This window comes from Serratia sp. D1N4 (assembly GCF_054552755.1).
In genome coordinates, this window is the sequence record NZ_CM137274.1 from 2,219,250 (window position 1) to 2,233,418 (window position 14,169).

11 protein-coding genes are annotated in these 14,169 nt (G+C 50.9%); all 11 read left to right on the plus strand.

What is annotated here, in order from left to right; all coding sequences use genetic code 11:
- Window positions 1-605 precede the first annotated feature (605 nt).
- The 11 genes from ACX1CU_RS09565 (at window position 606) to ACX1CU_RS09615 (ending at window position 14,008) form a co-directional block, all read left to right on the plus strand.
- Window positions 606-1,478, plus strand: a complete 873-nt coding sequence (locus ACX1CU_RS09565; RefSeq protein WP_459402324.1) for a winged helix-turn-helix domain-containing protein — start codon at window positions 606-608, stop codon at window positions 1,476-1,478.
- A gap of 223 nt (window positions 1,479-1,701) precedes the next feature.
- Window positions 1,702-2,664: an NAD-dependent epimerase/dehydratase family protein gene (locus tag ACX1CU_RS09570; RefSeq protein WP_459402325.1), complete on the plus strand. Its 963-nt coding sequence runs from the start codon at window positions 1,702-1,704 to the stop codon at window positions 2,662-2,664.
- A 141-nt stretch (window positions 2,665-2,805) separates the two neighbouring features.
- Complete coding sequence (wecA, locus tag ACX1CU_RS09575; RefSeq protein WP_459402326.1) at window positions 2,806-3,855, plus strand: UDP-N-acetylglucosamine--undecaprenyl-phosphate N-acetylglucosaminephosphotransferase; 1,050 nt, start codon at window positions 2,806-2,808, stop codon at window positions 3,853-3,855.
- Window positions 3,856-3,937: 82 nt separating this feature from the next.
- A complete protein-coding gene (locus ACX1CU_RS09580; RefSeq protein ID WP_459402327.1) occupies window positions 3,938-6,121 on the plus strand; it encodes a polysaccharide biosynthesis tyrosine autokinase in 2,184 nt (727 codons plus the stop codon).
- A gap of 4 nt (window positions 6,122-6,125) precedes the next feature.
- Window positions 6,126-7,412: a flippase gene (locus tag ACX1CU_RS09585; RefSeq protein ID WP_459402328.1), complete on the plus strand. Its 1,287-nt coding sequence runs from the start codon at window positions 6,126-6,128 to the stop codon at window positions 7,410-7,412.
- Complete coding sequence (locus ACX1CU_RS09590) at window positions 7,406-8,254, plus strand: ATP-grasp fold amidoligase family protein (protein WP_459402329.1); 849 nt, start codon at window positions 7,406-7,408, stop codon at window positions 8,252-8,254. The genes ACX1CU_RS09585 and ACX1CU_RS09590 overlap by 7 nt, the downstream gene beginning before the upstream one ends.
- A 165-nt stretch (window positions 8,255-8,419) precedes the next feature.
- Window positions 8,420-9,409, plus strand: a complete 990-nt coding sequence (locus tag ACX1CU_RS09595; RefSeq protein ID WP_459402330.1) for a hypothetical protein — start codon at window positions 8,420-8,422, stop codon at window positions 9,407-9,409.
- A gap of 8 nt (window positions 9,410-9,417) precedes the next feature.
- Window positions 9,418-10,323, plus strand: coding sequence for a glycosyltransferase family 2 protein (locus ACX1CU_RS09600; protein ID WP_459402331.1), 906 nt, complete (start codon window positions 9,418-9,420; stop codon window positions 10,321-10,323).
- A gap of 1 nt (window position 10,324) precedes the next feature.
- Entirely contained in the window at window positions 10,325-11,380 is a 1,056-nt protein-coding gene (locus ACX1CU_RS09605; protein WP_459402332.1) for a glycosyltransferase family 4 protein, read from the plus strand.
- Window positions 11,381-11,387: 7 nt separating this feature from the next.
- The gene (locus ACX1CU_RS09610; protein WP_459402333.1) at window positions 11,388-12,131 is read left to right on the plus strand and encodes a glycosyltransferase family 2 protein; all 744 of its coding nucleotides are present in this window, start codon (window positions 11,388-11,390) and stop codon (window positions 12,129-12,131) included.
- Window positions 12,132-12,136: 5 nt separating this feature from the next.
- Window positions 12,137-14,008, plus strand: coding sequence for a carbohydrate binding domain-containing protein (locus ACX1CU_RS09615; protein ID WP_459402334.1), 1,872 nt, complete (start codon window positions 12,137-12,139; stop codon window positions 14,006-14,008).
- Window positions 14,009-14,169 lie beyond the last annotated feature (161 nt).

Genomic DNA, 14,169 nt, shown 5'->3' on the forward strand with positions numbered 1-14,169 from the left:
GGAAAAATAACCTGCATTACGATATTTAATCTCCATTACCTTATTGTCTAAAGAACATTATAAAATTGTAAAAATAGAAACCCATAATGCTAATGAATTATCACAATTTCAAATCCTAATTGTTCGTAGGTACTCACACTGGTGTTATTAAGCGCAATATGCTCCCCGTTATTAACGTTATATAAATTACGCAAGCTAAATCTGATGAGATAATTCCTATATATTAATGGCTAAGCACTTTATATGGCAATAGGCAATAAGATTAGGTGGAAAATTATTTTTAGTGATGAGGTTTAACTCTTGTTTCACAAGAAAATTTCAAATGTAAAAAGTAGCAGTAAATTTATTTATTGATACTTATCAATAAAATATGTTTTTTTATAGTTTGTGGTTTCGCCATTTAACATCCTATTTTCTTGTGTAATAATAAGAATTATCCTTTATTCATTTGAGGTGATTGTATAATTATAAAATAAAATCAACGTGTGTTAGGGAAAACAAACCATAAAATATGCATAACTCGCCGAGTTTAGTTTTAATACCTTGAACATTTTTTCATATTTCTATACAAAGTGTTTAGGACGAGTACATTAAGGAATTTTAAAGTGAATATTGAAAAAAGAATAAAAATCAGAAATCTCGACGTTCTGATACCTTCCAGAAAAAAATTTCGACTGCGTTGGAAGGAGTACCAGATACTTTCACTTCTTGTTTCCCGTTCACCTGAACTGGTCAGCCGTTCGGAAATTATAGAAAATATATGGAAAGGAACCTACTGTTCAGATTCTACGATAAATCAGACCATTAAATCCATCCGTCAAAAAATTGGGGATAATGGTCATACAATGATCAGAACCATTCCTCGTTTGGGGTATAAGGTGGAAAACAAAGAAATCTTCCAGTTTATTTCTGAGGAAGATGCGTACGTCCTTGATGATTTATTAAGCAGTGAAGATGATTCTGAAATTGATATTCAATCAGAATCGTCTGGAATTATAGATAAAGATGATGATGAAATGAATGCGATAGCGACCTCTGAAAATAGAGAGTTGCATGACACATTAGTACCAGGGCAATCAGATCTATCAGAAAAAAAGTTCATTACCAGCAAGCCACCTTCTAAAAATGGTTTTTCTCCGGTACTGCTGAGCCGGGGCATGAAATATCTGGTGGTGTTTATCTCGCTATTGGTTATTTCACATTTATCCTATGTTCTGGGTTATCAGACCCACCAACCGATGGTGAATGATATTCAAAAAAAGCCGCAGCTGGTGCTTTCGTTGACGCTTAATGGTTCCCGTAGCTCTTCTCCACAGGCGCTGATTTGTCTATACCATGAAGGTACTGAGATGGAAGTGCGAATTGAATGTATTGATCCTAAGCTTACCTCGTTCCAAGAGCAAACGAGGTATGAGCTTTCGGCTATGCATGATAACAACAGTAAAGCCCGGTTAGCTTTAGCGAGTCAAACTCAATAATATCAGGTGAAGTATGATGCTAAAGTTAGTCTCTAGAACAATTTCATCTTTGATTTTAATTTTACAATCACAGGGTACTGTTATTTCATTATATATTATTTGAAAACCGAAGGTAAATTGCTCAGTCTGATGAACATTCTCTGATACCTATTTGTGCTTTACCGCGAGAGGTGTTGGAAGATATTGACACATGGGAAACCTGACTGAGACTGAGCGATAAATTATGGACAAGCGTAAAATAGCTATTATCGGTGGCTCCGGTTTTATTGGAACCTGGCTGGTGAAACGCCTGAGTGTTCGTCACGATCTGCTGTTGAAAATCATTGATATTAAGGAGAGCAAACATTTTCCACAGTGGTATCAGTATGGGGATGTGACTCAGCCTGAGAGCCTGCAACAGGTGCTGGCCGGCTATGATGCGGTGATCAATCTGGCGGCTGAGCATCAGGACAATGTTGATCCTATTTCACTGTATTATCAGGTTAATGTGGAAGGCGCACGCAACGTTTGCATGGCGGCAGCGGCACAGGGGATCCGGCAGATTATCTTTACCTCCTCGGTGGCGGTCTATGGTTTTGTGGAGCAAGAAACCGATGAACAAGGGGTTTTTGAACCCTTTAACCATTACGGCAAATCTAAGCTGGAAGCTGAATACGTTTATGAGGCATGGCGTACAGCGGATAATGCTAACAAATTGACCATTATCCGCCCGACGGTGGTATTTGGCGAAGGGAATCGCGGTAATGTTTATAATCTATTTCGGCAAATTGCCAGTGGCCGCTTCGTGATGATCGGCAGTGGCAATAATATGAAATCGATGGCGTATGTGGAAAATATTGCCGCCCGGCTGGAACACGCATTAGATCAACAATCAGCCTATCTGGTGAGTAATTATGCCGATAAACCTGATTTGACCATGAATCAACTGGTCAGCGTTATCTCGTCCTCTCTTGGTCAAAAAAATAAGATGATTCGCATTCCCTATTTATTGGGAATGTGCGGTGCGGCGGCTTTTGATCTTATCAGTAAAGTCAGTCGCAAGAAGTTCCCGGTCAGCCGCGTCAGAGTACAAAAATTCTGCGCCAGAACTCAATTTAAATCCAATATAAAGAATAATTTTGTCGCGCCGGTTGATCTCAATTTGGCAATCGAAAAAACGATTAAGCATGAGTTTATTCAAAGATAAACCGATATCGAGAGTGCCGTAATTGCGCAGGTTAACAGCGGCAGCAGGAGTATTGCACAGCGACACGTTTGCCTGTGCTTGTTGATAACGTTCAGGGGCAGTAGTTCAAGGATGATAATGCACTTATTGGCTGGGGGAAGCATGTTATATCAACAAGGAGGAATATTTATTCTTGCGTTATTGTTGTTGGCGATAATACGTTATGCCGCACCGTGGATTGGGTTGATGGATAAACCTAATGCCCGCAAACAGCATCACGGGCATATTCCGCTGGTCGGTGGGATTGCTCTATACCTGACCATGCTATTGGTCACCCTGTGGCAGCCAGAGTGGTTGCCACACAGCGCCTCTTACCTACTGTGTGTCAGCATACTGCTCCTGCTGGGCGTGTTGGACGATCGTTTCGATTTACCGGTCACCCCGCGCGTTATCGTCCAGGGAGTGATAACGCTGATCATGATAGGGAGTGCTGGGATGCAATTGAATACGCTAGGCTATTTATGGGGGCATGACGAATGGCGGCTGGGGGATTTTTCCTTGTTACTCACGCCGCTGGCGGTTTGGGGGGCTATCAATGCGTTCAATATGGTTGACGGTATCGATGGGCAGTTGGCGGTGTTGTCGTGCATTACTCTCTCGACGCTGGCGATACTGTTTAGCCTGAATCAACAGGGCGATCTGGCGTTGTGGTGCCTGGCGCTGATGGCTTCACTAGCGGCTTTCCTGTTGTTCAATCTTGGCGTATTTGGCACTGCTGGCAAAATCTTTATGGGCGATGCTGGCAGCATGGTGGTGGGGTTTACCGTGCTGTGGTTGCTCTTATTGGCTACCCAAGGGGAGCAACCCGCCATGCGGCCGGTCACGGTGCTGTGGACGATCGCGATTCCCTTGATGGATATGGTGCAAGTGATGGCTCGCCGCCTGCTGCGCCGCCAGAGTCCGTTCCGTGCCGGGCGCGATCATTTGCACCATATCCTGATGCGACGGGGCCTCAATTCTCGTCAGGCTTTGGGGATGAGCAGCCTGCTGGCAGTGTCCATGGCCTGTGTGGGCATTATCAGTGAAATGCTGTTGCTGCCGGAAAATTTAATGCTGCTGGCATACATCTTTTGTTTCCTCGGTTATTTCGTATTGCTACGCGAATCTTGCCAGAGCCCATCCTATGCGGGGGATCCCTCTGTGGACGGCTGATTTTTACCTCAGCAACTTTGTTTAAGCGGCCTCGCTGAGGCTGGCGTTATGCGCACAGACGGGTAATCAGGGAAATGAAACCATGAAGAATAACGTAATGCCGATTGTGTTGGCAGAACCGGATGAAAAACTGGATTGGGAACGGCTGATTGGCCCTTTATGGGATAGCCGCTGGCATATTTTGCTGGCCACCGTACTGGCAGCGGCGATCGGGGTCGGTTATGCCCTGCTGGCAACGCCGGTGTATCAGGCCACCACGCTGGTGCAGGTGGAGCAGCCGAATAGCGGTGCCTCACTGCTGCAGGAGTCCCAGAACGCGAAGCTTGGCCAGACTCTGGCCACTCAGGATGAAATTGCCCTGGTGACCTCGCGCTTTGTGCTGGGGAAAACCGTCGATGAACTGGGTTTGACGGTGCGGGTTCAGGCAGATTATTTCCCGCTGTTTGGCAAAGGTATTGCCCGCTTGCAGGGCGATACGCCGCCTGCGGTGACCATTGCCGAGTTGGTGGTCCCGGCGTTGATGCTGGGAGAAAAACTGACGTTGACGGTGCTGGATCAGCAGCGTTTCAGCCTGAGTCAAGGCGATCGCGTGTTGTTGAGCGGCAGCGCTGGGCAACCAGAGCAGCAAGGGCCATGGCGTATTCAGCTCAAGGCCTTGGATGCGCTGCCCGGTACCACGTTCACCGTCACCAAAGTGGCTCGGCAGACCGCCGCCGATGATTTGCGCAAGAACCTGAGTATTGTGCCGGGTGGCAAAGACAGCGGCATCATGAGCTTCAAGCTGGAAAGTGAAGATCCGCGACAGGCACAGGCGATCCTGCATAGCCTCACCGGCCACTACCTGCAACAGAATGTCGATCGCAAAACCGCAGAGGCGCAGCGAACGCTGGCGTTTCTACAGCAGCAATTGCCAGAGACGCAGGCCAGATTGACCCAGGCAGAGAATCAGTTGAACCAGTTTCGCCAGCAGAATGATTCGGTGGACCTGTCGCTGGAGGCCAAATCGGTGCTGGATACCCAGGTGCAACTGGAATCTCAACTCAATGAACTGACGTTCAAAGAAGCGGAAATCTCCAAACTCTACACTTACCAGCACCCGGCCTACCGCGCGTTGCTGGAAAAACGCGCCACGTTAGAGTCAGAGAAAGTGCGTCTGGGCAATCAGGTACAGACACTGCCGAAAACCCAGCAAGAGATCCTGCGCCTGACCCGTGACGTACAGGTGGATCAGCAGGTTTATCTGCAATTGCTGAACAAGCAGCAGGAAGTGAGCATCACCAAGGCTGGCACGGTGGGGAATATCCGCATTGTTGATGAAGCGGAAACCACCCTGAAACCGGTGAAACCGCAAAAAATACTGATTGTGATCCTGGCGGTGCTGGTGGGCGGCGTATTGTCAGCCAGCGTGGTATTACTGCGAGCCGCATTCCATCGCGGCATCAGCGGGATCGATGTGCTGGAAAGAAACGGTATCAGTGTATACGTCACCGTACCGCTATCCCTGTGGCAGCAGAAGCGCAACCGTAGCCAGCAACAGCAATTAAGCAAAAACCGCGGTGACAGGCTGCCGATTCTGGCGCGGGAAGAGCCGGGGGATCTGGCGGTGGAGGCCTTTCGCAGCCTGCGTACCAGCTTGCATTTCGCCATGATGGAAGCGAAAAACAATGTTCTGATGGTCTCCGGTGCCAGCCCGGCCAGCGGCAAGAGTTTTACCTGTAGCAATCTGGCGGTGGTGATCGCACAAGCTGGCCAGCGGGTGTTGCTGATAGACGCTGATATGCGTAAAGGTTTCCTGCATCGCTGGTTGAACATCCGCTGTGAGGACGGGTTGTCTGATATGTTGGCGGGGCAGATCGCCCCCGAATATGCGATCAAAACTACCGATATTTCCCATCTTGATTTTGTGCCACGCGGGCAGGTGCCGCCGAACCCATCGGAGCTGCTGATGCATCCGCGTTTTGCCGATTTCCTGCGCTGGGCCGGGCAACATTACGATCTGGTGCTGATCGATACTCCGCCGGTGTTGGCGGTGACCGACGCAGCGATTATTGGCCACCATGCCGGAACGGTGATGATGGTGGTGCATTTTGCCGTCAATACCCTCAAGCAGGTCGATACCAGCCTGCGGCGCTTTGAGCAAAATGGTGTGCTGGTCAAAGGGGTGATCCTCAACGGCGTGGTGAAGAAAACGGCGGCGGAAACCGGTTATTACCATTTTGCCTATCCGAGCCACTCGGCAGCGGCGAAGCCGGGCGGGGATGCATAGCGGCATGAAGGCAATCCTCGTCAATACCCTGTGGCTGATGCTGGAGCGAGTCTCGCTCAGCCTATCGGGGATCTTTGTGTCGATCTACGTGGCGCGTTATCTGGGGCCAGCGCAGTTCGGCACACTCAACTACCTGCTGGCAACCGTCGCGATTGTGGTGCCGCTGGTGCAGTTGGGGGCCGACAGCATCATTTTTAATCGCATCGCCCGGCGGCCGCACAGCGGTATCCGATTAATGCTGGCGTCGATGCGCTTGCGTCAGCGGTTGTTCTTGCTGGTAACGCTGCCCTTGCTGGCGTGGAGTGCCGCGACTCAGGCGCTACCCCAGCAGTTGATGACGCTGTTGTTGCTGGTCAGCGCCTATTTCTCCATTCAGGACGTGTACAAGATTTACTACGACGCCAGATTGCAGTCGAAACGCAATACCTTGATCAATAATCTGGCGCTATTGCTCTCCATCGCCGTCCGGCTGTTACTGGTGAGCGCGGCGTTGCCGCTGGTGTGGTTTGCCGTGCCCTATATCCTCAGCAGTGCGCTGCCTTACCTGGTGCGCCGCTGGCTGTTTCAGCGGGAACAGCCAGCAGAGCCAACGTTTTCACGCCGCCAGGCGCGAGGCTATGGCCGCTATCTGCTGTCGGTTGGGCTGCCACTGGCGATCTCCAGCCTATCGATCGTGATTTATATCCGCATCGATCAAATCATGCTCGGCAACCTGATGGACGATCGGGCCGTTGGCTGGTATAGCGCGGCCATGACGCTGAGCCAGGGTTGGGTGTTTGTGCCGATGGCGTTAATCACTTCGCTGATGCCGGGCATTGCGGGCTGCCGTGAGCCACAAGAGCAGGAAGATCGCATCCGGGCGTTGTATCTGCTGGTGCTGGTGCTGTCTGTGCCGGTGCTATTGGTATCGCTGCTGTTTGCCGGGCCGATCGTCGAATTACTGTACGGCGAGGCCTTCCAGCAGGCGGCGGATATTCTGGCCATCGGTGCGCTAACTTCGCTGTTTTCGCTATTGGGAACGGTGTCCTACCGCAGCATCGTCCTGTTCTCCGGCTACCGTTTTATCGCTATCAAGATGCCGCTGGTGGCGCTGGCCAATGTGCTGATGAATCTGGTGCTGATCCCACGCTACGGCCTAACGGGGGCAGCGGTTTCCACACTGCTGGCTGAATTCCTGTCATTTTTCGTTCTGAACAGTTTTTTCCGTGGCGGAAAGATTACCCGGCTGCAACTGACCTGTTTTTACTGTCTGCCACGTCTTATCAGCAAGCTTAAGGAAAGAGCATGTTAAGTACATTAGTTAAAAGCATTGCCAGGCGTTTGCCTGATGCGCTGCATCACCAGGTGAAGTACGCGATGTTTTACAAAAGGCTCCCTCGTTTTGCACATCCCGTCGGCTTCAGCGAAAAGATCATGCGTCGTAAGGTTTACCCGCGCAGCATCTACACCACGCTGTCAGACAAATACAAAGTACGAGAATTTATCGCGGGTCTGTGGGGGGAAGAGTATCTGGTGGAGCTGTATGCCCATGGTAATGAACTGAGCTATGACACCTTCAGCAAGCTGCCTCAGGCCTTTGTGCTGAAAGCAAATCATGGCAGCGGCTACAACAAACTGGTGTTTGATAAAAGTCAGGTCAGCTACGCCGAACTGTACGATCTGGCCTGCCACTGGATGCGCAGCAATTTCTATCATCAAAGCCGCGAAAAACATTATCAGGGCATTGAGCCTTGCATCATGGTGGAGCGCCTGCTGCTGGAAAATGGCGAGGTGCCTAAGGATTTTAAATTCCACTGTTTTAACCGCGACGGCGAAATCCGCTTTTTCATCCAGGTGGACTATCAGCGCTACGGCTCTCCTCGCCGCGATATCTTCGACGTTAACTGGAATCGGACCGAGATCCGCCTCGGTCTGCCGAATGCCGAAATACCGGCGGAGTGCCCGAGTCGGTTGGATGAAATGCTGTTTCTGGCGCAGCAGGTAGCAGAGCAGTTCTCCTATGTGCGAGTGGATTTTTATCAGATTGATGAGCGCGTTTATTTCGGTGAACTGACGTTTACTGCCGGTGCCGGGTTATGCAGGCTGATGCCGAAGAATATCGAGCAGGAATGGGGTAGCTATTTTACTGAGTAATCACCTATGCAGAAAATACTTCCCAAACCGATATTCGTAACCCGGTTGTTGGATCAATCGGCACAAACTCAGGTAATGCCCGCGGTGGTATTTACTTTTTTGTTGAGTTTTTTCTGTAAAACGTTCCTGACTTCCGGGGCATTTAATAATGTTTTGGTGAGTGAGGTGGTAAAGGGTTTTAATGGCGCATTGCTGTTGTATATCGGCTATGCCTTGGTGATCGCTACGCTACGTGAGAAAGTATTATTGGGCATGGTGATATTGCTGTTTATGATCAACTTTTCCAGCGGGCACGGAGATTATCTCTTTGGTGTGGTGTACAGCATTGCCTTTCTGATTTTGTTCAAGCGAATAGGGTTTGCTCGTGGCGGGGTGATATTTATTCTGGCCTATTTCTCAGCAGTAATATTGGTGGCCGTTCCTTTTATTTTTTATACCGACAGTTTTGTCTATCTGGATGAGCGCTATGGTAACCGATTAACGTTAGGGTTTGATAATCCCAATACGCTGGCTTATTACCTATTCTCACTGTTTGCCGTACTGCTGTGTTTGTTGGACCGCGTGGCGATGAGTGTCGGGATGAAAAATATTATTGCGTTGGCTTACGCACTGCTCCTGTTGCCACTATTGGTCTACAGCTATTCGCGGACCTATCTGGCGCTGGCGCTGTTGCTGCTGGCCCTGTTTTGGCTGGCTCCATTATTACGCATCACACCCGGTAGAAAACTGTGCACATTGCTGCTGGGCCTGATACTCGGCATGCAGTTTATCAGCGTGTTGCGCTGGGGGGAAAATCCGCTGCTGGATGAATTGCTTAATCAGGCACTGACCGGCCGGATATGGTTTTCCTGGCAGATGTACCAGGCTCAAGGGCTGCCCAATCTGCTGTTTGGGCAGAATATAGAAGCCTATAAGCCGATTGATTTCTTTTACTTTGCCCTGTTTTATTCCGCAGGTGTCATCGCTTCACTCTTGTTGTTGTTCTGCTATTACCAACTATTACGCAACTTGGTATTTCTCAGCCGTTTTATGCGCTGGGTAGTCGCGGTTTTTTTGTTAACCACCCTGACCGAAACGTATTTTTTGGTGCCGGTGTTTAATATTTCGCTGTTATTGCTTTACCAGGCTAAAAGTTTTTATCAACTAAAAAACTGAGGTAGGGAATGGATTTCTCAATTGTTATGCCGATATATAACAGCGCAGATTATCTGGAAAGGAATCTGGCGCGTATTTTCGCTGCTTGCAGCGGTTTTGATTATCAAATTATTTTGGTGGATGACTGTTCGGACGACGAGGATATTGCCCAGATCAAGCAACTGGTGGCAGCTCATCGTCACATTATGCTGTATGAGAAAAAAAAGAAAAGTAATGCCGCCGAATCCCGCAATATTGGTGCCAGGCTGGCACAGGCGGAGGTGGTTTTTTTTCTGGATTCTGACGATTACTTCACCACGCACTATATTATGCGCCGGTTGAAGCGCCATGAAGATCAGCATATCGACATTATTTTTGGCAATTATGCTGAAGTCCGCGGTGATTCGGTCAGGGACTTTGCCTTTAATTATAAAAAAGGCTCGGCAGGCGAGGACTTTCTGTTTCTGGAAATGGGGGATATTCGCTCTTCCACTATCAGCCTGCGCAAAAAACGCGATCGTCGTTTCCTGTTCCCGGAATTTCTTGGCAAACATCAGGACTGGGGGTTTCTGGTCAATGCCACCAAGCAGGGGGCGAATGTGGTGCATGATACGGGCAGCGGGGTGTTTCTCGATGTCGGCCGCCGCGGGCGTATGACCACCAAGCTGAATCTGGAGGCCAGCGAACAGTTTATCGATGCCTTCCTACACCCCAGCGATCGCCACATCAGCGGCTTTGCCTGCAAACACCTGCTGGTATCGCTCTACAACGAGAATCAGTTGGCCTTCAACTATTACTCTTCTCGCATCTTGCGCCACACCCTCAGCAGTAAATTCAAACTGATCAAGCTCTATGGCGATTGCCTGACCCGGTTAGGGCTATTTCCGCTGGGCGGCAGACTGCTGCGCGGCGCTCGTAACAATTTTAGGAGATAACATGCAGCAGCGTAAGGTGGCGATAGTGATTGAAAATATCGCGGGTAAAGGGGGCACTGAGCGTGTCGCCAGCGGCTTGGCTAACGCGTTGGCACGGTTACCTGGCTATGCGGTCACGCTGTTTTCTATTAGCGGCGATCGGGCGTTTTTCCCACTCGACACCGCCGTTACGTTGCGCTTTATGCCGGGCCGCCGCGGCGGTTGGCCCTGGCACTTGGCTTTGGCGCTGCGCCGTGGCGGCTTCCACGCCATCATCCCGGTGTCGATGGGGCGTCTTTCGGTGATGATTGCGCCTTATTTACGCCTGTTATGCCCTAACAGCCGCTTGCTGCTCAGTGAACACGTCAGTTTTCACCAATATCCGCGTCTGATGAAGTGGCTCAAGCTGGCGGTATATCGGTTCAGCGATCGGGTGATTTTCCTTACTCGGCAGGATCGCGATGCCATTGCCCGTTGGGTGCCACGGCGCAAGTGTCTGGTGATCGAAAACGTGTCTCCTTTTCCGGTGCAATCTCCACGGGCCGAGCAACAGCAACCTCTGGCGCTGGCGATCGGGCGGTTAAGCCATCAGAAGGGGTTTGACCGGTTGATTACCGCTTGGCAACAGATCGCCCAGCAGGCCCCTGAGTGGCGGTTGGTGATCATCGGCGACGGCCCCGAGCGTGGTGCATTACAACGGCAAATCGATCAGGCTGAATTGCAGGAGTCGGTGCAACTGCTGCCAGCTACCGCTGATATAGCGGCCTGGTACCAGCGTGCAGGGTTGTATCTGATGACCTCACGCTATGAAGGGTTGCCGATGGTGCTGATTGAAGCCATGAGTTTCGGCCTGCCGCTGGTGGCTTATAACTGCCAGACCGGGCCGGCGGAACTGATAGATGACGAGCTTAACGGCTATTTGATTGCCGATGGCGATCAGGCCCAGTTCTGCGCCAAAACCTTGGCGCTAATTGCCAATCCCGATCTACGCCAGCGCTGTTCACAGGCATCGCTGCTCAAAGCCGGGCGCTTTACGCCCGAACGTATTTATCCCCAATGGCAGCAGATTATTACGTGAGGAACACATGGAAAAAGTATCGATCATTATGCCCGCCTACAATGCCGCGGCGTCAATTGAGCAGTCGATCTTGGGCGTATTGAATCAGAGTTTTACCGATTATCACCTGTATGTGATTGATGATGCCTCCACCGACCAGACGGCAGACATCGTACGGCCCTACATTCACCCGCGCCTGAGCTATATTCGCAATGCGCACAATCAGGGCGTGGCCGCAACGCGCAACATCGGGATTGCAGCCGCACGCGGCGACTATCTGGCTTTTTGCGACAGCGATGATGTCTGGCGTGCAGACAAACTGGCGCGGCAGGTGGGGATCCTGCGATCCGGCCGCTACGACGTGGTGTGCTCCCATTACTATACCTTCGAAGATGATCCTGAACGGGTGAAAAACTACCGGGGTTCTGAGGAGATTATCGGCTATCAGGACTTGCTAAAAAGCAACTGGATTGGCAACCTGACCGGCATCTACAACCAGCGGCGGATCGGCAAGGTGTATCAGAAAAGTATCGGCCATGAGGATTACGCCATGTGGTTGGCGATCCTGCAAAACGCGCGTAACCAGCTGGCTTACTGTGTGCCGGAGCCTTTGGCGTTTTATCGCCTGTCGGCCCAGTCGTTATCCGGTAACAAAGTGAAGGCCGCCGACTGGCAGTGGAAAATCTATCGCGACTATCTGGGGCTGTCGTATCAGAAATCCTGCTATCTGTTTTTCGCCTATTTAGTTAATGCCGTAATGAAAAGGCAATGAACTCGATGAAGCGTAAGGCAGTGCTGTTAGCCGGGTTATTGACCATAACTGCTTTACAGGCTGAGATTTGTACGCCGAATCTGCTGGTTAACCCCGGCTTTGAGCAAGGCAATAGCGGCTGGAAACTGGCGGAAGCGCAGGTGGTGGCAGACGCGCACAGCGGGCGCGCCAGCCTGCGTTATCAGAATAGTGACCCTGAGCGTTATCACACCTTCAGCCAGTTGTTGAACGTGAAACCGGGGCAAGCGATCGATTTCGGCGGTTGGGTGAAAAGCCGTAATGTGCAGGGGTTTGCCCAAGACCAAGGTGCCAGTGTTTATCTGCAAAGCTTTGATCGACAAGGGCGCTTTCTTGAGGGCAGCTATCCGCCAGGGATAACCGGCGATAGCGGCTGGCAACCGATCGGGGCGGTTTACACCGTGCCGGAACAGGCTGCTCGAACCACGCTGGGGGTTTACCTGCGCAAAGGCACTACCGGCACGGCTTGGTTCGACGATCTCTATGCCTGCCTCCGGCCAGCCCAGCCCAAGCTTTATCAGTGGGCAGATCCGCAGCAGCGGGTAGTGACCACGTTGATTGAGCTTGCCCAGCCGCAACGGGTGCAACTGGAGAGCACCTTGCTCACCCGTGATGGTGTGGTAGTGAAAGTCACTAGTCAGCATTACTGGATTGAACAGCAGCAACGGGTGTTGTTCAGGCTGCCGGATGGTTTGGCGCAAGGGGAGTATCGTTTGCATCAGCAGGTCGTTGAGCTGGCGACCCGGCATCAGCACAGCAGCGATCTGCTATTACAGATTGGGCAACCGGCAGCGAGCGTGGCCCTTGATGGGCAGGGCTTTGTGCTACGGGGCGGTAAACGCTTTTTCCCATTGGGTATTTACGCCAATATGACGCAGGATCGGCATCTGTCGCGCATCGCGGCGGCCGGTTTCAACACCGTGCTGAACTATAACTACGGCAGTGGTAAAGATCCTTACGCCTTCTTTCGTCAGGCCGATAAGCATGGCTTGCAGGTGATCTACTCCGTCAAAGATCTGTACCCCGGCACGCGCTTTGCGCCGCCGACACGCCAGTCTTATCCGGCGTTGACCCAGTGGTTGGTCGAGCGCTTGCGGGATCGGCCTAATCTGTTGGCCTGGTACATCAACGATGAACTGGGGCAGGAATATATCGCGCAGATTGAGCAGAAAAACCAGCAGATCAAACGGTTGGATCGCAATCATCCCACGTTTCAGGTACTGAATAGAACCGGTTATCTCAATGCCTATTTCAACAGTTCCGATATCCTGGCAACCGATCCTTATCCGGTGGGTGTGGATCCCGATCTAACGCGTAGTGGTGATTATGCCAGACTAACCACCCAGGCGGCGCGCGGAGTGAAAGGGGCATGGGTGGTGATTCAGATTATGGATCACGCGGCTTACGACAGCCGCCGTAAAGCGCATCAGCCTTCGCAGCAGGAAATCCGCAATCAGGCTTGGCAGGCGTTGATCGGCGGCGCTCAGGGGCTGCTGTTTTATTCGTATACCGACCTGTTTTATAAACAAAAGAACGGCCAGTTTTCCCAGCAGGAGTTCGATGGCATCTGGGGTGATGTGGCGGCGGTTGCGCAGCAGATCGGCGAATTTATGCCTTATCTGCTGTCTGGCCAGAGCCAGTTGCTGACAGGAGACAATACTGAGGTTGCTGCACGTCTGTTTATGCACGGCGATCGGGGTTTACTGATGCTTGCCAATCCTTACTATAAACCCGTATCAACCCGTTTTGTGCTGCCTATCGGCTGGACATGGCAGGGCGAACAACAGATAACGGCCAACTTACCCTCGATTGGCAGCAATGTGATATGGTTGCACCGTCAAGAAAAAACCTTCCCGTAACGTAAGGTTTTCACCGTTGTTTTATCAGGTTCGCCAATATTGATTCTTTGTTTGTATCCGCAGTGCGTTTTTACTCATCAGTTAAGAGCTAACTTATCGAGATCCTGTGGATCTCTTTTCGCCGTTGATTTACGCTGTCGCGCGCCCAAATTAACCTGGTT